General features: G+C 58.2%; 22 protein-coding genes. 14 read left to right on the top strand and 8 right to left on the bottom strand.

Going from position 1 to position 18,904, the window contains the following annotated elements; genetic code table 11:
* Positions 1 to 8 precede the first annotated feature (8 nt).
* From IGNI_RS05660 to ilvB, 4 genes are read right to left on the bottom strand one after another with little or no spacing between them, the layout of a single operon-like run.
* A complete protein-coding gene (locus IGNI_RS05660; RefSeq protein WP_012123241.1) occupies positions 9 to 1,289 on the bottom strand; it encodes a TrpB-like pyridoxal phosphate-dependent enzyme in 1,281 nt (426 codons plus the stop codon).
* Between the two features lie 39 nt (positions 1,290 to 1,328).
* The gene (locus IGNI_RS05655; RefSeq protein ID WP_012123240.1) at positions 1,329 to 1,742 is read right to left on the bottom strand and encodes an HIT family protein; all 414 of its coding nucleotides are present in this window, start codon (positions 1,740 to 1,742) and stop codon (positions 1,329 to 1,331) included.
* 33 nt (positions 1,743 to 1,775) lie between these two features.
* Entirely contained in the window at positions 1,776 to 2,066 is a 291-nt protein-coding gene (locus tag IGNI_RS05650; RefSeq protein WP_338032777.1) for an ACT domain-containing protein, read from the bottom strand.
* Positions 2,067 to 2,079: 13 nt separating this feature from the next.
* A complete protein-coding gene (gene ilvB / locus IGNI_RS05645) occupies positions 2,080 to 3,813 on the bottom strand; it encodes a biosynthetic-type acetolactate synthase large subunit (protein ID WP_012123238.1) in 1,734 nt (577 codons plus the stop codon).
* A gap of 193 nt (positions 3,814 to 4,006) precedes the next feature.
* Here ilvB and IGNI_RS05640 point away from each other — a divergent pair, with 193 nt between their 5' ends.
* Together IGNI_RS05640 and IGNI_RS05635 are read left to right on the top strand one after the other, a co-directional pair.
* A complete protein-coding gene (locus IGNI_RS05640) occupies positions 4,007 to 4,714 on the top strand; it encodes a hypothetical protein (RefSeq protein WP_052570248.1) in 708 nt (235 codons plus the stop codon).
* Positions 4,715 to 4,719: 5 nt separating this feature from the next.
* Positions 4,720 to 5,532 (top strand): AEC family transporter, encoded by an 813-nt coding sequence (locus IGNI_RS05635; protein ID WP_187145953.1) that lies wholly within the window; start codon positions 4,720 to 4,722, stop codon positions 5,530 to 5,532.
* Here the strand turns inward: IGNI_RS05635 and IGNI_RS05630 are convergent.
* The gene (locus IGNI_RS05630; RefSeq protein WP_012123235.1) at positions 5,519 to 5,950 is read right to left on the bottom strand and encodes a CBS domain-containing protein; all 432 of its coding nucleotides are present in this window, start codon (positions 5,948 to 5,950) and stop codon (positions 5,519 to 5,521) included. The genes IGNI_RS05635 and IGNI_RS05630 overlap by 14 nt on opposite strands.
* 52 nt (positions 5,951 to 6,002) lie before the next feature.
* Between IGNI_RS05630 and IGNI_RS05625 the strand changes: the two genes are divergently transcribed.
* On the top strand, positions 6,003 to 6,446 hold the full coding sequence (locus IGNI_RS05625; RefSeq protein WP_052570245.1) for a hypothetical protein: 444 nt from the start codon (positions 6,003 to 6,005) through the stop codon (positions 6,444 to 6,446).
* Between the two features lie 49 nt (positions 6,447 to 6,495).
* Here IGNI_RS05625 and IGNI_RS05620 read toward each other — a convergent pair whose 3' ends face one another.
* Positions 6,496 to 6,747, bottom strand: a complete 252-nt coding sequence (locus tag IGNI_RS05620; RefSeq protein ID WP_012123234.1) for a 50S ribosomal protein L35ae — start codon at positions 6,745 to 6,747, stop codon at positions 6,496 to 6,498.
* An 88-nt stretch (positions 6,748 to 6,835) separates the two neighbouring features.
* On the opposite strand from IGNI_RS05620, the gene IGNI_RS05615 reads away from it, so the two are divergent.
* The 3 genes from IGNI_RS05615 to IGNI_RS05605 are packed head-to-tail and all read left to right on the top strand — an operon-like array spanning position 6,836 to position 10,728.
* Complete coding sequence (locus IGNI_RS05615) at positions 6,836 to 7,687, top strand: TIM barrel protein (protein ID WP_012123233.1); 852 nt, start codon at positions 6,836 to 6,838, stop codon at positions 7,685 to 7,687.
* A 20-nt stretch (positions 7,688 to 7,707) separates the two neighbouring features.
* Positions 7,708 to 9,009 carry a serine hydroxymethyltransferase gene (gene glyA, locus IGNI_RS05610; RefSeq protein WP_012123232.1) on the top strand — a complete coding sequence of 434 codons (1,302 nt, stop codon included), beginning with the start codon at positions 7,708 to 7,710 and terminating at the stop codon, positions 9,007 to 9,009.
* Between the two features lie 57 nt (positions 9,010 to 9,066).
* On the top strand, positions 9,067 to 10,728 hold the full coding sequence (locus IGNI_RS05605; protein ID WP_012123231.1) for a DNA topoisomerase VI subunit B: 1,662 nt from the start codon (positions 9,067 to 9,069) through the stop codon (positions 10,726 to 10,728).
* A gap of 54 nt (positions 10,729 to 10,782) precedes the next feature.
* Here IGNI_RS05605 and IGNI_RS05600 read toward each other — a convergent pair whose 3' ends face one another.
* A complete protein-coding gene (locus IGNI_RS05600) occupies positions 10,783 to 11,271 on the bottom strand; it encodes a hypothetical protein (RefSeq protein ID WP_012123230.1) in 489 nt (162 codons plus the stop codon).
* Positions 11,272 to 11,382: 111 nt separating this feature from the next.
* Here IGNI_RS05600 and IGNI_RS05595 point away from each other — a divergent pair, with 111 nt between their 5' ends.
* From IGNI_RS05595 to IGNI_RS05575, 5 genes are all read left to right on the top strand, one after another.
* Positions 11,383 to 11,631, top strand: a complete 249-nt coding sequence (locus IGNI_RS05595) for a hypothetical protein (protein WP_012123229.1) — start codon at positions 11,383 to 11,385, stop codon at positions 11,629 to 11,631.
* 47 nt (positions 11,632 to 11,678) lie between these two features.
* Positions 11,679 to 12,968 (top strand): 3-isopropylmalate dehydratase large subunit, encoded by a 1,290-nt coding sequence (locus tag IGNI_RS05590; protein ID WP_012123228.1) that lies wholly within the window; start codon positions 11,679 to 11,681, stop codon positions 12,966 to 12,968.
* A gap of 100 nt (positions 12,969 to 13,068) precedes the next feature.
* Positions 13,069 to 14,124 carry a radical SAM protein gene (locus IGNI_RS05585; RefSeq protein ID WP_012123227.1) on the top strand — a complete coding sequence of 352 codons (1,056 nt, stop codon included), beginning with the start codon at positions 13,069 to 13,071 and terminating at the stop codon, positions 14,122 to 14,124.
* Positions 14,125 to 14,154: 30 nt separating this feature from the next.
* Positions 14,155 to 14,895, top strand: a complete 741-nt coding sequence (gene ccmA / locus IGNI_RS05580) for a heme ABC exporter ATP-binding protein CcmA (RefSeq protein ID WP_012123226.1) — start codon at positions 14,155 to 14,157, stop codon at positions 14,893 to 14,895.
* A complete protein-coding gene (locus IGNI_RS05575) occupies positions 14,885 to 16,234 on the top strand; it encodes an ABC transporter permease (protein WP_012123225.1) in 1,350 nt (449 codons plus the stop codon). Before ccmA ends, IGNI_RS05575 begins: the two co-directional genes overlap by 11 nt.
* Here the strand turns inward: IGNI_RS05575 and IGNI_RS05570 are convergent.
* A complete protein-coding gene (locus tag IGNI_RS05570; protein WP_052570242.1) occupies positions 16,199 to 16,927 on the bottom strand; it encodes a VTT domain-containing protein in 729 nt (242 codons plus the stop codon). The genes IGNI_RS05575 and IGNI_RS05570 overlap by 36 nt on opposite strands.
* A 73-nt stretch (positions 16,928 to 17,000) precedes the next feature.
* Here IGNI_RS05570 and IGNI_RS07940 point away from each other — a divergent pair, with 73 nt between their 5' ends.
* Genes IGNI_RS07940 through IGNI_RS05560 form a run of 3 tightly spaced genes read left to right on the top strand, consistent with a single transcriptional unit; the run spans position 17,001 to position 18,868 of the window.
* The gene (locus IGNI_RS07940) at positions 17,001 to 17,135 is read left to right on the top strand and encodes a hypothetical protein (RefSeq protein WP_274377259.1); all 135 of its coding nucleotides are present in this window, start codon (positions 17,001 to 17,003) and stop codon (positions 17,133 to 17,135) included.
* Entirely contained in the window at positions 17,132 to 18,526 is a 1,395-nt protein-coding gene (locus IGNI_RS05565; RefSeq protein WP_012123223.1) for a membrane-bound dolichyl-phosphate-mannose-protein mannosyltransferase-like protein, read from the top strand. The genes IGNI_RS07940 and IGNI_RS05565 overlap by 4 nt, the downstream gene beginning before the upstream one ends.
* A gap of 33 nt (positions 18,527 to 18,559) precedes the next feature.
* The gene (locus IGNI_RS05560) at positions 18,560 to 18,868 is read left to right on the top strand and encodes a V-type ATP synthase subunit F (RefSeq protein WP_012123222.1); all 309 of its coding nucleotides are present in this window, start codon (positions 18,560 to 18,562) and stop codon (positions 18,866 to 18,868) included.
* Positions 18,869 to 18,904: the final 36 nt, after the last annotated feature.

Below are 18,904 nucleotides of genomic sequence, written 5' to 3'. Positions count from 1 at the left end.
CCATCCCCTCACAAGCCCAAGACGCTCTGGTAGTTGCCCAGGTCTAACAACCCGTGGCCACTGAAGTTGAAGAGTATTACCATCTCTTCGTTCTTCCTCTTAGCTTCCAAAGCAAGGTCTATAACCGCCTTGATCGCGTGGTTTGTCTCCGGCGCCGGCACAATTCCCTCGGCCTTGGCGAAGAGCCTGCCGGCCTCGAAGCACTCCTTCTGTTCGTACTCCATAATTTCGATCCACCCTTCCTCGTAGAGCAAGGATATGGCCGGGGCCACCCCGTGGTACCTCAGTCCCCCCGCGTATATGGGGGGCGGGGTGAACTCGTGGCCTAAGGTGTGCATCTTGAGCTGCGGGAGGAGGCCGGCCGCGTCGGCGAAGTCGTACTCGTACTTGCCCTTGCTGAACTTGGGCACCTCAGAGGGGGTAACTCCCACGTACCTCCTCCTCTTCTTCTTGGGGTCCTTGGTCTTCTGGAGCTCTTGCCCCAAGAAGGGGAACACCAAGCCCCCGAAGTTAGAGCCCCCGCCTATGCAAGCCACTAACACGTCCGGGTCCTCGCCGATCTCCTCCATCTGCTTCATGGCCTCGAGGCCTATGATCGATTGGTGTAGGAGCACGAAGTTCATTACTGACCCGACGCCGTACCTCCAGTTCCTCTTCAAAGCGTATTCTATGGCCTCGCTCATGGCGATCCCCAAGCTTCCGGGGTGGTCGGGGTTCTCCCTCAACACCTTCTTCCCGAACTCGGTCTCCTCGCTGGGCGAGGGGGTGACGTCGGCGCCGTAGAGCCTCATTATTACTCTGCGGTAGGGCTTCTGGTGGTAGCTGCTCCTCACCATAAACACCTTGACCGGCATGTCGTACATCGCGCCGGCCAAGGCCAAGGCCGTGCCCCACTGGCCGGCCCCGGTCTCGGTGGTGAGGCCCTCCACTCCCTCCTCCTTAGCGTAGTAGGCTTGTGGGACGGCAGTGTTTATCTTGTGGCTGCCGGTGGGGGTGGCGCCCTCGTACTTGAAGTAAATGCGGGCCGGGGTGTCTAGGAGCTTCTCCAGCCTCCTCGCCCTCATGAGGGGGGTGGGCCTCCCTATTTCCTTGTAAACCTCCAACACCTCGTCCGGTATGGGGACCCAGCGCTCCACGGTGTTCTCTTGCCAGATGAGCTTTTGTGGCAACACCTTTAGCAACAGCTCTATCCTCGAGAACTCCTCCTCCGCCCCCTCGGGGTCTCTCGGAGGGGCCAAGGGCTTGGGGAGGTCGGGGAGTATGTTATACCATTTGTTCGGAAGCTCCACTCCTCGTTACCCAAGGCTTGGGGTCTGGGGAAAATAAAATCATCCGAGAGCTTCTCTTATCTTCCTAGCGACCTCTTGCGCCTCCTCTTCGGAGTACTTCTTCGGCGTGTACTGGAACTTCAGCTCGTCCGGGGAGTACCTCGGGACCACGTGGACGTGGAAGTGGAATACCACTTGCCCCGCGACCCCTTCGGCGTTGGTTATGACGTTCACCCCCTTAGCCCCCAAACCCTTTACGACCGCCTCTGAGATCTTCTTCGCTACTTTGAACACCTTCGCTACTACCTCGTCCGGAGTGTCCAAGATGTTCCTATAGTGCTGTTTGGGCACGACCAAGGTGTGGCCCGGCGTGGCGGGGTTTATGTCTAAGAAGGCGACCACGTCCTCGTCCTCGTAGACCTTCCACGAGGGGAGCTCTCCCCTGACTATCTTACAAAACACGCACTCCTCCAACGGGCCCCTCCTGGAAGGGGCCCGGAGGAGAGGTTATGAGCGTTGGACGCTGGTCACCGCTATCTCTGCCGGTATCTTTTGGACCTTGACCTCCAACACTTCTACCACTTTCTCCAGCTTCTTCGCCAACCACTCTACGTCCTTCTTCTTTCCGCTTATCCTCAAACTCACCTCTTTGGTCTTCCCAGAGTCTATTACGGCCATGTCGTGGAAGGTTATCGGCGCCTTCCTAACCACGTGTATCGCCCTCGCCAGGCCGTCCAGCCCGCCGTCCACCGCTGCGTATATGGAGAACCTTATGACGTAGGTCTCCACCTCGCTCATCGCTACCACCTCCTCACACCTTTATCCCGGCCGCTTGTTCGGGGGTTAAGATTAGGTTCTCGGGCGATATCACCTTGCCGGGCGCTACCATTGGCAGCACCATTATGTCCGGGTCGACGATGTAGTCTATCACCAGCGCCTCCCCCTGGGCCACCCTCCTCAGAGCCTTCCTCATCTCTTCGTAGGTCTCCGGCCTCACCCCCTCTATCCCGAAGCTCTCCGCAAGCTTCACGAAGTCCGGCAAGTACGCTAGGTTCTCGCCCACCCTCCTGTGGCTGAAGAAGAGGTCTTGCCACTGCCTTATCAGCTGGAGGGAGCCGTTGTCGAACACCAGCACCCCCACGTTGAGGTTGTACTGCTTTACGGTGGCCAAGTTCTGGGAGGTCATGAGGAAGCTGCCGTCGCCGTCTATGTCCAACACCGGCTTGTCCGGGGCGGCCGCCTTAGCCCCTATGGCCGCCGGGAAGCCGTAGCCCATGGTCCCCAGGCCCCCGCTGGTCAAGTAGGTCCCCGGCACGTAGACCGGGTAATGTAAGGCCGCCCACATCTGGTGCCCGCCTACCCCGGTGGTTATTATCGCGTCCCTCGGCAGCTCTTCCCTAGCTATCTTCAAGACCTTCCACGGCTTCAAGCCCCTACCCCTCTCCTTTAGGAGGACCTCCCAAGCCCTCTCTCCGAACTCCTTCGCCTTCCTGATGAGCGGTACCTCCTCGTTCCTCTTGAAGTTTAGGGCCTCGACGATGTAGTTCCTCAAGACCCTCAAGGCCTCTCTGGCGTCCGCCACTATGCCCACGTCCGGTTCGATGTTCTTGCCTATCTCGCTCTTGTCTATGTCTATGTGTATTATCTTCTTCCCCCTCCTGAACTCTTCGAAGTTGCCTACCGTTCTGTCGGAGAACCTCGTCCCGACGGCTAGGACCACGTCGGCGTTGTATAATGCGTAGTTGGCCTCTGGCCTGCCGTGCATGCCGGCGTTGCCCAAGACCAGCGGGTGATCCGCCGGGACGGCGTTCTTGCCCATGAGGGTCGTCACCACGGGCGCCATGAGTACCTCGGCGAGCTTGAGGAGCTCGTCCGTGGCGAAGGACCACCAAACGCCCCCGCCGGCCAGTATTACGGGGTTCTCAGCTTGCACCAGCAGCTTTGCAGCCTTCATTATCGCGTCCGGGTTGGGCTTGGGCGGGTTGGGCCGGTAGCCCGGGATCCACTCGCTTAGGAGCTCCTCGTCGCTGGGCCAGTAGAAGTCAATGTCCACCCTCCAGAAGTCCCTGGGAACGTCCACCAGCACCGGGCCCGGCCTGTTGGTGACGGATATCATCTTAGCGGCCCTTATGGCCCAAGTTATCTGCTCCGGCTTCCTAACTAGGAAGCTGTGCTTGGTTATCGGCATCGTTACGCCCACTACGTCCGTCTCTTGGAACGCGTCCCTCCCCATGACCACGGTGGGGACTTGCCCGGTTACGGCTATCATGGGGGCGCTGTCCATGTATGCGGTGGCCAGGCCGGTCACGAGGTTGGTCGCACCGGGCCCGGAGGTGGCGAAGGCCACGCCGGGGACCTTCCTCTTGACCCTTCCGTAAGCGTCGGCGGCGTGGGCGGCCCCTTGCTCGTGCCTCATCAGTATCACTTCTACGTCGTGGTCCGGTATCTTCTCGTAAAGGCCCAGGTTGGCGCTGCCCGGTATTCCGAAGGCCACCTTGAGGCCCTCCCTCTCTAACGACTCCAGCAGCGCGTCAGCTACGTACACCTCGCACCACCCCTCCTCTCCTTTGTTGTTGAGGAGCTGCCCTCGGCTCCTCTCCTTCCCGAGACGGGTCCGGGGAAAGTTAACTCAATTCCAAGGCATCAGCCCTCGGGGCCGCTCGCTTAGGGGTATTTATGTTATAGCGCGAGCGGAACCGATTATAGGCCAGCATGTAAGCGGCGAGGCGGGGTTTGATGTGGATGAAGGGCGCCTACTCCGACTCCTCTTCACGCCGATAGTAGAAAGGGCGAGGGAGGACAAGCTCCAGAGCTCCGACGAGGACCCCTCCGTGGTTCACGTTTCCAAGCTCAGCCGCGGCTGCGCGAACTTCGTGGAGCAAGACTCCTACGAGGAAAACCCGGAGTTGCTGATAAGCTCCCTCCTGAGGGGCTCGAACAACAGCATATCGTGGCTCTTGGGGCAGTTGGTCCACACTTCCATCGAGCTCTCGGTGGACAAGAAGGTCATAGATGGGTGCGAGGTGGTTAGCGAGAAGGAAGTGAAGAAGGAGGTCGAGGTGGACTGCGAGCCCGGGAAGGTGGTGGTTAAGGGACACGTGGACCTCTACGTCAAGTGCCCGCAAGAGGAGTTCGCGGTGGAGCTGAAGTACCGCAGCACTGGGGAGCTGGGGCTGAGGAGCTACTACCAAACCATGACTTACTCCGCCGCCTTGGGAGTCCCCGTTTACGTGGTTATAATAACTCCGAACAAGGTAACGGTAGAGAAGGTCGAAGCGGACGAGGGTTTCTTACGGAGGGTGGTCAACGACTTCAAGTGTAAGGGTTACCTAGAGGAGATAGTGTTCAACCCGGACGCGAGGCCTTGCAACAACTGCGCGAACAAGGCGAACTGCGAGCTGTGGAAGAGGGCCGTGGGGGTGCTGGTCTCCAAAGTGAAAAGGTGAGCGCCTTGGACGCCGTCTCCTTAGCCCTCCTCCTCTTAGGCTTCCCTCTCGGGAGGACCAGAGCTAAGGCGCTCGCGCCCCCGCTGTCGAAGTTCTTGGTCTACGCGGTCGCCCCGGTGCTGGGCTTCTGGGCCGGGACTCACCTCGAGAGCGAGCCGCTGTTGCCCTTAGCCTTGGTGGCGGAAGTAATTACGTTCTACTTGGCCCGTAAGGCCTTTGAGGGGTGCGAGAAGAAGGGGGCGGCTGGTATAGTTTCCGCCTTCGGGAACACAATATTCTTGGGAATTCCGGCCGTCCTAGCCGCCGGGGGCTCGGTCAGCGCCGCCGCGGCGTACGCTATGTTGACCACCTTCGTCCACTACACCCTCGCGGCGCTCTACAGCTGCAAGGGGAGGGGAAAGCTCTTCAAGCTCCAACCGTTTACGGTGACGTTCTTGTTGGGGGTCCTCCTCGGCCCCTTCTCCCAGCAACTGGAGGGGCTGAGGTGGACGGAGGCCCTCGCCGCGGAGCTCTCCAAGCTGGGCTTGTTGATACTAGGCTTGAGCTTTGAGTTCCAATACCTAAGGGTCGATTGGGAGGTGCTCAAGGTAGGAGCGTTCAAGCACTTGCTGTTGCCCGCCTTGACCCTTCCAGTCGCCTTGCTCACCGAACCTAAGTCGATAATGCTGGAGGCGAGCATGCCCCCGGCGTTCATGAACATAGCCCTAGCTTACGCGTACGGTTACGACACCAAGCTCGTTACTAAGTCCGTAATAACCTTGACCTTGGCGTGGCTCCCGGCGTTCTTGTCGCTGGCCCCCCTCCTCAGAGCTCGCTGAGCTCCTCCTTCAACATCTCGTATATCCTCTTTAGTATCATCTCGGCAGCGACCGCGAAGGCTAAGTCCTTTAACGAGACCATCCCCACTATTTCGTCGTCGGAAGCTACGGGCAAGTGGCGGACGTTGTGCATCTTCATCGTCTCTATAGCTTTGAGCACGCTGGTCTCCGGAGACACGGTGAGCACGTCGGGAGTCATGACCTCTGAGACCGGCGCGTTCAAGTCCTTCCCCTCTGCTACCGCCCTCACCACGTCCCTCTCGGTTATTATTCCCACGACGTCCCCCTTCTCGTCCACCACGACCAAGCTCCCCACGCCCTTATCCATCATCTCCTTTGCCGCTTCCCTCAAGGTGTTGTTGACCCCTATCACCACCACGGGCTTGGACATGACGTCCGCGACCGTAATCGGGCGCACCCTCTTCCACCGGTTTTCACGACCGGGCCGGAGGTTATATGGGGAGAGCGCGTTGCGCTTCGACTTGAAAGAGCTGGCCGAGGCGTTCGAGGCCCAAGGCCTCCCCTCGATAGAGGCCTTCTCCGCCGCGGAGGAGAGCGTGACCTACGGGACCAACTGCTTCGATTTGGTCTTCTCCGACGAGCCTTACGTAGCGTTGAGGGTGTATTACGATAACTTAAACAAGAAGTTGATCCCAGTGGTCATTAGAATTATGGTGAAGAAGGGTAAGCACGAGTTGAAGAAGGAAGCGCTAGAAGCCATCTTACCGGCCCTCATCTCGGCGGAAGAGGACCAAGAGGTGATCCTAATCGCCGCGAGGCCGCCCGCGGCTGAGAGCTTGAAGGAGATGTTCGAGCTCATGAAGAGTTTGGCCACCTCCATAAGAAAGCTGGTGGGGGAGGGCGAGGCCTCGTTCTTGGGCTACGTCCCCTCTGACTGCGCTAAGTTCCTATGAGCTCGGCCGCGGGCTGTTTCCATCACCCTTCAGGGGAGGTTCGCGCTCCTCATCGCTCCACCTTGGCTACCTTGCCCATCGCCTGTCCCGGCAAGTTGGGCTTGAATACCGCTATCGCCACCCCCTTCTTGCCGTGGGGCCTCAACACCTTCCCGACGTATACGTTGCCGTGCTCGTCCTCGTAGATTATCTTGCTCCTCACGGCGGAGGCGGCGTCCCGGTAGCTGGGGAAGCGGACCAAGACTTGGTGGGGGTTCTGGTCGTTAGAGCCCCTCCTGTACGACACTATAACGACTTCCACTTCGACGTCCCCGCGAGGGCCTCGGACGGGACTTTAGAAGGCTTTTCGAATTAAAGTTAGGCCGGCCTAAGGCCTCGCGGGCGACCTCATGCCCTTCCAGATAGACCGGCTTAGGTTCGGGCCGGCGGGGATACCGAACTCCGCGAAGAAGAGGAACGTGATAGAGGGAATAAAGAGAGTGAAGGAACTTGGGTTGGACGCCATGGAGCTTGAGTTCGTCAGGGGAGTTAGGATGAGTGAGGAGAAGGCCAGGGAGGCGGGCAAGGTGGCTAGGGAGCTGGACGTGGTGTTGACCGCCCACGCCCCTTACTACGTAAACCTCGCCTCGCCGGAGGAGGAGAAGAGGAAGAGGAGCATAGAGTACATAGTCCAAAGCGCTAAGGTCCTCCACGCCGCCGGAGGGTGGAGCGTGGTCTTCCACCCCGGGTGGTACATGAAGAAGGCCCCCTCCGTAGTGTACAAGAGGATCAGGGACGCCTTGGCGGAGGTAGTGGAGAGGGTGAAGGAGCTCGGGCTGGACGTGTGGATAAGGCCAGAAACTATGGAGCTGAAGAGCAAGTTCGGCTCACTGGACGAGGTCATAAAGCTATCCCAAGAGTTCGACATAGTGCTCCCCTGCGTGGACTTCGCCCACTTGAGGTACAGGGAGGGCTGGAACAGCAAGGAGGAGTTTAGGGCGGTCCTCGAGAAGCTGGAGAAGGAGTTGGGAAGGTTCGCCTTGGACAACATGCACATTCACGTCTCCGGGATAAAGCTGGACAAGCACGGAACCCACTTGAACTTGGAGGAGTCAGACATGAGGTGGAAAGAGTTACTGGAGGTGTTGAAGGAGTTCAACGTTAAGGGAGTTCTCATAAGTGAGTCACCGAACTTGGAGGAGGACGCGGTAATGATGAAGAAGTACTGGTACCAACTGTCAATATTTACTCCCGCGGGCTGAGAGTTTTTAGGGACAAGGGGATGCACGAGACCTTAAAGAAGATAATAGAAATAGTTGAGGCCCACGACGAGTGGAGGCACCAAACGATAAACCTCATAGCAAGCGAAAACGTGATGAGTCCTCTGGCGGAAAGCTTGTACTTGAACGACATGATGCACCGCTACGCCGAAGGCAAGCCTTTCAAGAGGTACTACCAGGGGACCAAGTACATAGACGAAATAGAGGTATTGGCCACGGAACTCATGAAGAAGCTCTTCAACTCCGAGTACGCCGAGGTGAGGCCCGTCAGCGGCACCACGGCCAACGGGACGGTGTTCTACGTCTTAGGACAAGAGAAGAAGAAAGCAATAATACCCCCGGTACAAGCGGGCTCCCACGTCAGCCACACCAAGTTCGGCATACTCGGAGCCTTGTGCATAGAGCAAGTAGAGATGCCCTACGACGAGGAGAACCTAAACATAGACGTCGATAAGGCGGTAAAGATGATAGAGGAGGTGGAGCCCGCCTTCGTGGTCCTCGGGGGCAGCATGTACCCCTTCCCCCACCCCGTGAAGGAGATAGCCGAGGCGGCCCACTCCGTGGGGGCGAAGGTGGTTTACGACGCCGCCCACGTGTTGGGGCTCATAGCCGGCAAGGCCTTAGAGAACCCCTTGTCTGAGGGCGCGGACGTGATGACCGCCTCCACCCACAAGACCTTCCCCGGCCCCCAAGGGGGAGTAATACTCACTAACGACAAGGACGTTTACAAGAAGGTGTCTAGGACCGTCTTCCCGGTCTTCGTGAGCAACCACCACGCCCACCGCCTCCCCTCCTTAGCGGTCACCGCGTTGGAGATGTTGGAGTTCGGCGAACAGTACGCCTCTCAAGTGGTTTCTAACGCGAAGGCCTTAGCGGAGGAGCTCCACGCCTTGGGGGTGAAGGTGCTCGGCGAACGCTTGGGCTTCACCAGGACACATCAAGTGGTGATAGACGTGAGGGAGTTCGGAGGAGGGTCGGAGATAGCTAAGAAGCTCGAAGAGGCTAACATAATAGTTAACAAGAACTTGTTGCCGTGGGACCCCCCAGACGCCATAGCGAACCCCAGCGGAATAAGGATGGGAGTCCAAGAGATGACGAGGTTCGGGATGAAGGAAGGGGAGATGAAGGAGGTCGCGAGGCTCATAAAGAGGGTCATGGACGGCGAGGACCCGAAGAAGGTAAAGGAAGACGTCGTGGAGTTGAGGAAACAGTTCGTAGAGGTGAAGTACGGCTACAAGTTGAGCGATTTAAAGGAGGCTGAGGAGAGGTTCAAGAAGTACTTGAAGCTGGCCTTGGAGCTCTGAGCCCTACGTCCTTTTTAAACTAATAAGGAAGCTCCCGAGACTACAAAGGGCTTAGAAATGCCCAAGCAGCGCGTCCAGAGCGAGAGGGGCGAGGAGCGCTTCAAGGCAATCGGGCCGGCGGAGTTCTTCTTCCGCAACATAGAGCTCACCGGGTTCGACAACTACACGAGGGCGATATTCCAAACCGTTAAGGAAATGTTGGACAACTCCTTAGACGCCACAGAAACTCACGGAATACTGCCCAGAATAACTATAGTTATCGAGAGGCTGAATGAGGCAAAGGCTTCGAAGGAAGAGGAAGAAAAGAAGGAGATCAAGGGCTCCAAGGACGGAATTTACAGAATAACGGTGGACGACAACGGGATCGGGGTGCCGCAAGACAAGATACCTTACGCCTTCGGCAGGATGCTGTACAGCTCCAAGTACGTGGAGAGGCAGACCAGAGGAACCTACGGCCTAGGTGTGAAGGCCGCGGTCCTCTACGCGCAGAAGACCACCGGCGAGCCCGCCACGGTAATTTCCAGCCCTATAAAGGACAAAATGACCTACAGGTTCAAGGTGTCCACTAACATAAGCACCAACGAGCCGGACGTGAAGGAAAGGGGCTCGTGGACAAAGTCCGGCGACTGGCACGGGACCAGGGTGAGCGTAATCATAGAGGGGAACTGGAGGAGGGCGAGGAGTAAGGTCGTAGAGTACGTCCGGAGGACTGCCATCGTGGCGCCCTACGCGGACATAACCCTAATCACGCCCGACGGGACGTTAATTAGATACCCCAGAAGGACCAAGGAAATGCCCAAGCCCCCCAAGGAGGTGAAGCCCCACCCGCTGGGCATAGATATAGAAACTATGAAGAGGATAGCGCAGCTGACCACTGCGAAGACCTTGCTCCAGATGTTGACCACCGAGTTCCAAGCGGTGGGTGCGAAGACCGCTAAGGCGATATTGAGCATGGCCGGCTTGGAGCCGGACCTAGAGCCGAAGAAGCTTACGGAGGAACAGATCAAAGCCTTGGTCAACGCGATGAAAGAGTACGGGACGACCAAGAGGTACAAGGCCCCCAGCAAGGAAGCCCTCTCGCCTATCGGGGAGAAGCTCATAAAGATAGGCCTCAAGAGCATGTTGAACCCGGAGTTCGTAACTGCGGTGAGCAGGAGGCCCTCCTCCTACTCCGGCCACCCGTTCGTGGTGGAGGTGGGCATAGCTTACGGAGGCGAAATACCCCCCTCCGACGCCCCGGTCTTGCTTAGGTACGCCAACAAGACCCCCCTCCTCTACAATGAGAGGAACGACGTGAGCTGGAAGGTGGTGAGCGAGCTCAACTGGAAGAACTACGAGGTCTCCTTCCCCGCCCCCTTAGTGGTCTTGGTCCACGTGGCGAGTACCAAGGTCCCGTTTAAGGACGTGAGCAAGGACACCATAGCGGACGTGCCGGAGATAGAGGCCGAGATAAGGCTCGCCCTCCAAGAGGCGGCGAGGAGGCTGAAGAGGTTCATAATTAAGAAGAGGAAGGAAGAGGAGCTCGCGGAGAAGGTAATAACCTTCCTCAAGTACGTGCCGGAGATAGCGAGGAGCTTGAAGGTCTTGAGCGTGGACCCAGAGACCAGGAAGCCCACGGTGAGCGAGGAGGAGATAGAGGAGAAGCTAAAGAAGTTGATAGCGAAAAAGCTGGGGGTTCCGGAGGACAAGCTCCCGGAGGTGGTGATAGGAATAGAGTGAGCGGCTCGGGAGGGGTCCGGCAGCTCTTCACCGATCCGAAAGACCGGACCCTCTTCATCGCCCCCCGCCGACTCCGGCAATCCTACAGCTGAGCTCCGGCTGTAAGTCTATTACCAGTATCCTCCCGTACGCGCTCACCAGCACTCTGTTAACGGTCGCCGTGACCGTCACGTAGGGCAACACCGGAACGGCCTCTATCTCCTTAGTGCACTTCTTCCCGTTGAACTCGCTCGTCACCACTAAGTTCCCGTTGGGCTTGCCCTCTATGTAGATCTTTAAGCCCGACTTGAACTCCAGCTTCAGCTCCGCCTCGCTGCAGCGGGACTGGTAGTAGGCCTTCCCCCAGTCCCCCTCGACCTCCTCGCCCGGCGGCACCGCTACTATCTTGCCGAACATGTTCAGGAGCACCGAGCTCCTCTCCGTTGGGTAAAGACAGCTCGCCGAGCTCTTGCCGTATTGATACGCCAAGAAGCCTACCACAACCGAAGCCACTACGACGGCCGCTATCGCTATCTCCGCCTCCACTTTCTTGTTCAGCCTCAAGGCCTCACCCCGAGCCTTTCCTATCGTTAGAATATTTCAGTTTCATACCCTCTCTGCAAAACGAAAAGGTGAATAGGGAGGAGTTCGGAAGGCCACACGCCGGTGTCCCGTTTGAGGTTTGTACTAGACCGGCTCAAGGTCCTCAAGTCCTCCCGGAGGAGCCTGGTTTTGGAGATGCCCAAGCCCGTGGGGTTCCACGGGTGGTCCTTCGAGACGATAAAGGTGAAGCTTCACCTCCGGAGGGGCAAGGTGGAGGTCTTCCAGTGGGACGAGAAGAGGGGCTCTTGGGTTAAGGCCCCTCCGGAGGTGGTCGCGACCCTCAAGGCCCTCCCCGCGGGGACCTTGCCCCTGAGCCCGTGAGGGGGAAAACACTTATCCCTCTCCCAAAACCCCTTTGGGGAAATACCTTGCCGAGCACGATTGCAGAGAAGATACTGGGGGCCAAGGTCGGTAAGGAAGTGAGCCCGGGCGAGCTGGTCGTAGTGGACGTGGACGGAGTAATGGCCCAAGACGGGACCGCCCCGCTTGCCATCAAAGTAATGAGGGAGAGGTTCGGGGAGGAGAGGGTCTTCGACCCCGAGAAGGTAGCCTTCGTGATAGACCACACCGCCCCCAGCAACAACCCCGGCACCTCAGAGCTTCACATAGAGATGAGGAGGTTCTGTAGGAAGCACAAGTGCACCCTCTACGACGTGGGCACCGGGATATGCCACCAAGTGATGGTGGAGGAGGGGAGGGCGTGGCCCGGCTCGGTGTTCGTGGGGGCGGACTCCCACACAGTAACCTACGGCGCCCTGGGCTCCTTTGCCACCGGCGTGGGCTCCACAGACGCCGCCATAGCGATGATGACCGGTAGGATATGGTTCAAGGTCCCGGAGGCGCTCAAGTTCAACCTGATCGGCAAGTTTAGGGAGGGTGTAATGAGTAAAGACCTAATACTGAAGATAATAGGCGACTTGAAGGAGGACGGAGCGACCTACATGAGCGCGGAGTTCGTCGGCGACGGCTTGAAGGACATGAGGATAGACTCCAGGCTGACGGTGAGCAACATGGTGGTCGAGATGGGAGCCAAGGTAGGCCTCATGCCCGCCGACGAAGAAGTCATGAGGTTCGTGGAGGGCCGGGCTAGGGGAGTCCCTAAGCCCGAGCTCACCTTCCCCGACCCCGGGGCCCACTACAAGGACGAGTTCACCTACGACTTGAGCGAGATAGAGCCGATGGTGGCAAAGCCCTACTCGCCGGCGAACTCCGTTCCGGTGAGCGAGGTGGAGGGCATAGAGGTGGACCAAGTGTTCATAGGCAGCTGTACCAACGGCAGGCTCGAAGACGTGGCAGTGGCCGCGAGGATACTGAAGGGGAAGAAGGTGGCCCCGAACACTAGGTGTATAGTCATAACTGCCTCCAGGAACGTGTACTTGCAAGCGCTCAAGAAGGGCTACGTGGACGTGCTCACCGAGGCCGGGTGCTTGGTCACCTTCGGCACTTGCGGCCCGTGCGTTGGGGCACACTACGGAGTACTGGGCCCCAACGAGGTGGGCTTGTTCACTACCAATAGAAACTTCAGGGGGAGGAGCGGGCACCGGACGAGCAAGGTCTACCTAGCGAGCCCCGCCACTGCGGCGGCGAGCGCGGTGGAGGGCAAGATAGCTGACCCGCGGAAGTACTTGAAGGTCAGAGTTAGGGACATGGAGGTCTGAGCTCGGGGCCGGTCCACCTCCTCACCGCCTCGGACTAGGTCCCGTAACCCTCATCGCTGAAAACCTCTCGCTCGCCCGGGGGGCTACGGGTCAAAAGGTTTTGAGCGCGCCGAAGGACCCCCCTAGCTTCTCCGAAGCCTTGGACTTGTGGCACTACGACTTGTACGAGCTAGGCATGATGGCCGAAGATCTCCGGAAGAAGACCGTGGGGGACGTGGTTACCTTCGTAGCCAACTACAACATAAACTACACCAACGTCTGCGTCTACCGCTGCCCCCTGTGCGCTTTTTATAAAGAGAAGGGAGAGGAGGGGGCTTACTTCTTGTCCGTCGAAGAGATGTTGAAGCAAGCTGCAGAGGCCGTGTGGCTGGGCGCCACGGAGCTCCACGTGGTCGGGGGTATAATTCCGGAACTCACGGTAGAGTACTTCGAGAAGTTCTTCTCAGAAGTGAAGAGGAGGTGGCCCTTCCTAACCATAAAAGCCTTGACGGCCACCGAGGTGAGCTACTTGGCCAGGATAAATAGGATGAGCGTGAAGGAAGTGTTAGAGAGGCTGAAGGAGGCCGGGCTAGACGCTATGCCCGGCGGAGGGGCCGAGGTGTTGGACGACGAGGTCCTCAAGGTAATAGCCCCCGCCAAGAGCGCCGAGGAGTGGCTCAGGACAATCGAAACCGCCCACGAGCTGGGCATAAGGACCAACGCCACCATGCTGTACGGGCACGTGGAGAGGCCCGAGCACATAATTAGACACTTGATGAGGATTAGGGAGCTGCAAGAGAAGACCGGGGGGTTCCTGACCTTCATCCTCTTGAAGTTTAAACCCAAGAACACGGAGCTCTGGAGGAAGGGACTGGTTAAGCACGAGGCCCCCGCCCCCTACGACGCCAAGGTAGTAGCCATATCGAGGATAGTGCTGAACGGGTTCATCAACAACATATCCGTGTACTGGGTCGGGTACGGGAAGAAGTACGCCTCCGCGCTGCTCAACTTCGGCGGCTCCGACTTGGTGGGCACGGCCTTCAGCGAGAAGATATTTAGGTCTGCGGAAGCCCACGACGGCTACGCTACGCTGGAGGAGTTGGCCCACTACGCTAGGACCTCCGGGAGGGTGCCGGCCCAGAGGGACACGTTCTTTAACATAATAAGGTACTTGTAGGCCCCGTCCCCCCGCCCCCGGAAGCCGAGGTTGCCGGCGGTCGAAGTTAAGGACGTCTGGAGGTCCTTCGGCAAGAAGACCGTCCTGAGGGGCGTGAGCTTCGAGGTGGAGGAGGGCGAGGTCTTCGGCCTCCTGGGCCCCAACGGCGCCGGAAAGACCACAACCTTGAGGATAATAACTGGAATACTCAAGCCCGACAAGGGCGACATAATAGTATACGGAAAGAGCGTGGTGAGGGAGCGAGAGGAGGTAAGGAGGATGATCTCCTACTTGCCCGAGGAGAGCGACGTATACTTGAGGCTGACCGGCTATGAGAACCTCAAGTTCTTCGCTATGATATACTTCGACGACCCGAAGGAGAGGGAAGAAGCGATTGAGGAGGGCATAAAGATAGCTAACTTGGGCGACGCAATTCACAACTTGACGAAGACTTATAGCAAGGGGATGAGGAGGAGGCTCGCCTTGGCTAGGACCTTGATGGTCCGCCCGAAGCTCGCGATACTGGACGAGCCCACCTCCGGGCTAGACGTCTACTCCTCTATCAAAGTAAGGGACAGTATAAAGGAGTTCGTAAAGAAGACCGGAGCTAGCGTGATACTCTCGAGCCACAACATGCTTGAGGTTGAGTACTTGTGCGACAGGGTAGCATTCATAGTAAACGGTAAAATAATAACGATCGGTTCCCCCGAAGAGCTGAAGAGGGAGTTCAACGCCAAGAACTTGGAGGAGGCCTTCGTCAAGGCCACGGAGGTGGGGGAGGGTGCAGCTTAAGGCGGTCATATGGAAGGAGCTCAAGGACCTCTCTAGGGACAGGAAGACGCTCTTCACCGCGATCTTCTTGCCCGCTTTCATGCTCCCATTGATGGCCCAACTGCTGATACTGGCTCTCAAGACCGTGCCTCTAACCGTGGTTATAGTGAACCAAGACGTGGGTGCGGAAGCCCCTCCCCTCTCGTTCCAGCCGCTGGCCCCCTTGGAACCTCAGAAGGTGAACTTGGGCGAGCAAGTGGCGAGGCTGATAAACGAGACTGTAAAGAGGATAAACCCGACGACCAAGGTAATAGTTGTGAAGAGCTTGGACGAGGTGAAGGATTATGACGTAATAGTGATCATACCTAAGGACTTCAGCATCAAGATGTTGGCCATGGACCCCACGATGTTCAATGTTACCGAGGTGGTTGTCTACTACAAGGCCAGCAGCAAGGGGGTTGGCGTGGGGAGCACGGCGATATACCAAAGCATAATACAAGTCTTGAAGATGGTCTCCTCCCAAGTGGCCGCCCAGAGGGCCCAAATACTCTTGGCTTGTTGCAACGCCACCGAGGTGAGCCCCGACGCAGTCTTGAACCCCTTGAAGGTGAAGACCCAATACGTCAGCGTGACTGGGGAGGCCATAAGCAGGGCGCAGCTGAGCAAGCTGATGAGCTCTAAGCTCCTCTTGTTCTCGATCTTCTACGTCTCCGCGCCCGTGTTGGCGTTCGTGAGCGACTCGGTGGCCGGGGAGAAGGAGAGGAAGACCTTGGAGACGCTCTTGGCCTCGCCCGTTAGGAGGAGGAACGTAGTGTTGGGTAAGTTCTCAGCCACTTTGGTGTTGGGCTTGATAGCCGCGGTCGCGGACGTAGTTGGCCTACTCCTATACATTCAGATACTCAACTCCCAGATAGCCGGCATGGCCTCGTTGAGCGCGGAGAGGGAGGTGGTGAGCTCCCTCACGGTGGACCTCCCCACGGTGGCCCTCCACGGGCTGGTGATGCTAATGGTGGTAGCCTCCACAGCCGCCATGTTGATGCCCGTAGCAGCCTTGACAGACAGCGTGAGGAGCGCCCAGTCCTTGGGAGGGGTGATCCAGATGGTGCCCTTGCTAATAATCTTGTACGCGATGTACGCGGACGTCAGCGCCATACCCATGCCTTGGAGGGCCTTGGTCTTCGTGATCCCCCACACCTACGCGGTCTTGGCGATAGACCAAGCGTTGAAGGGCGCTTGGGTGGAGGCCGCGGGGAGCGTGGGGGCCATGGTGGCGGCCACGGCGGCCTTGCTGTGGGTAACAATAAAGATATTCGAGAGCGAGGTGCTAGTGACCAGCTCCCTCAGGTTTGGAAAGAAGTGAGGAGATTTTTCTGGCCAGCCACTTGAGGCCTATGGCCTTTGCCAGCTCGTCGCTCATCACGTACAGCGCGTACAAGGTGCCCCTCTGGGAGAGGGCTATCGCTATCCTGGCCCAGTCCATCCTGCCTATTATTACCATCAACACCACTGTGGCAACTATCAATATTATGGCGCTCTCCGTAGCGTTTACGTTGTACTCCTCCATGATCCTCGAGTACGCGTTCCCGAAAGCTATGCTTAAGAAGGTAATTATTATTTTGCCCAACCAGACTGCGAAGAAGAACTTGATCAAGGGGTACCTAGCCACGCCCAGCGGGACGTACAGCACGTCGTCCGGGAGGGGCAGGGCGGCGAACAAGAACACCGCTACGAATATCCCCCTCTGGGCTATCTTAGAGAACAACTCGAAGTTCTTCCTCACCTTCTCCGGCAAGAGCTCTGAGGTGCCCACGCCGGTCAAGTAGACCACTACCTTCCCCAAGGCAGCCCCCAAGCCCCCCACTACGGACCAGAGAACCGCCTCCGGGAGGGTCAAGCTCTTCTGGGCCGCTAGGGCCGCTATCAAGGCTAAGTAGGGGACCGTGGCGTACGGTATGGCGTTGCCCACGAAGGATATTAAGAAAACTCCGAAGAGGCCGTAGCGCTCGGTTAAGGACAGCAACGTTTTCGTCAAGTCCTCTATCGGGTCGCCCAACGACCGCTTCCCGAAGGGCGCTGGGGGAGGCAAGATTTATCTCGACCTCGAGCCAGCCCCGCAGGGGCCGGGCGTGTCCTTCGAGGAGAGGTTCATAGAGCTAGAAGAGGAGGAGCTCCTAGAGGAAGAGGATTACATAGTGGAGGAGGAAGCCCTAGAAGAGGAAGAGATCGAAGAAGAGTACTTCGAAGAGGAAGAAGAGGCTTGAACGCGGATAGGTTGAAGCTGGCCGCTGTGCTCGCGCTCTCTTTCCTGTTTTCCTTGAACTTCTACAACTTCGGAATAGAATTCATAAGTAAGCCCCCTTTCAAGTACAACTACATCAGTGACGAAGTGTGGTACGTGTCCGCGTCCAGAAACCTCATGAGGGAGGTCTTCCGCGCCTACCCCAACTCCTCCAACGCAACCGTCCAAGCTAAGGATATAGTTGCGTTGACCAAGTTTATCTCCTTGTACTCCTCGCAGTACGGGATAGACTACTCGGAGCCCTACTCAAAAATAGAGAACGCCGCCTACTTGGTGGGCAACTCCACGGAGGGCATAAAGAAGCTCATGAAGGACGCGGAAAAGTTCAACTTAACCTTGGTTCAGCCCGGCTGGAAGTACCCCGACCACGAGGGAATACTAAAGTACTTGAACTTGGAGCACCCTCCGTTAGCGAAGTACATAATAGGGCTGAAGCTGCTCGGAGAAGACCTTCCCCCTAGCTGGAGGCTCCCCGGGGTGGCCTTAGGGTCCGTGGCCTTCTTCGCCCTCCCCGTCGCGCTCTACTTGTACTCGAGGAGCTTGATACTCTCCTTGGGCTCGCTCCTCTTACTCCACTTCGACGAGGCGTTCAGAGTAATGAGCATGGTAGCCATGCTCGACGGCTACGCGGCCTCCTTCTCGGTCCTCTCGCTCGCCGCCCTCCCCCTCAGCCCGGCCCTCGCGACGCTCTTCTACGCGTTGGCGTCGAACTCTAAGTACACAGCTTTGTTCTACTTCATACCGATAGCTTACGTCTACCGCTACGAGAGGGGCAAGAGCCCGCTGGGCTCCCTCCTCAGGCCCCTGGGCTCTTTCGCCGTGGGCTTGGTGGTCCTCTCGCTCCCCATAATACTGGGCTTGGGCTTCGACCAGTGGCTCTCCCGACTGGTCGGAGGGGTCAAGTGGTTCTTGACCTCCCGGCCCTCCGGCCCCCCGCCGGCCAGCCCGCTGGACTGGCTAACGGGCAATCAGCCCAGCCCGCTCTACGTGGACCCCGCGCTCTACGTCTACACCAACCCTTCGATCTTGCAGTTGGGGCTGATTTCGTTTTTCGCGCTCTTCCCCTTGAGGAGGAAGAGGACCTACAAGCCCGCGTGGCTCGCGAGTTTATACTTGGTCTCCGCGTTGCTGGGGCTCAGCGCCGTTTACCTGGCCGGGAACAAGACTCTGTACACCTTCTACGTAGCGGTGTTCACCCCAATGGCGGACGTGGCGGCAGCGGGGCTGGCAGCCCTCCTAGCAGACTGGGACTCCGCGTACGAGGTTGTGGAGTGGTGGGCCAAGCGGCTCAAGGGCTTGGTCGCTTGGTCCCTCGGGAGGGCGAGGCTGGAGTGTAAGCTCGAAGGGTCTTAAGAGAGGAAGGAGGAGCGAGCTCGGGAGGAAAGCTTGGAGGAAGGCAAGGTCTACGTTATAACAGACCCGGACACCGCGCCCCTCTTCCGGCTGGCGGGGGCCTCGGTGATCGAGGTCAACTCCCCGGATGAGACCAAGGAGAGGTTGGTAGAGCTGCTCAAGTCCCCGGACGCGGCGGTGGTGTTGGTCTCTAACGACGTAGCCGTGGGGATTGAGGAGGAGGTGAGGGAGATATCCTCTAAGGTCTCCAAGCCCGTCGTCACGCTAATTCCGGGGAGGAAGCAAAAGCCGCCCAAGCTGGACCCCAACGAGGTCCTACTAAAGGCGTTGGGCTTCGGGTGAGAGGTAAAAAAGTTCCGAAGGCTGAGGGTAGGGGGA

Source organism: Ignicoccus hospitalis KIN4/I, from assembly GCF_000017945.1.
In the GTDB taxonomy this organism is placed as follows: Archaea; Thermoproteota; Thermoprotei_A; order Sulfolobales; family Ignicoccaceae; genus Ignicoccus; species Ignicoccus hospitalis.
The sequence above is the reverse complement of the archived record's forward strand: the minus strand, read 5'-3'. Positions and strand labels throughout refer to the sequence as shown.

What these genes read in the sequence shown, in the direction of transcription:
- IGNI_RS05650 (WP_338032777.1), bottom strand. Translation starts at nt 2,066, where the DNA reads ATGAGCGAGGTGGAGACCTACGTCATAAGGTTCTCCATATACGCAGCG.
- IGNI_RS05615 (WP_012123233.1), top strand. Translation starts at nt 6,836, where the DNA reads ATGCCCTTCCAGATAGACCGGCTTAGGTTCGGGCCGGCGGGGATACCG.
- glyA (WP_012123232.1), top strand. Translation starts at nt 7,708, where the DNA reads ATGCACGAGACCTTAAAGAAGATAATAGAAATAGTTGAGGCCCACGAC.
- IGNI_RS05605 (WP_012123231.1), top strand. Translation starts at nt 9,067, where the DNA reads ATGCCCAAGCAGCGCGTCCAGAGCGAGAGGGGCGAGGAGCGCTTCAAG.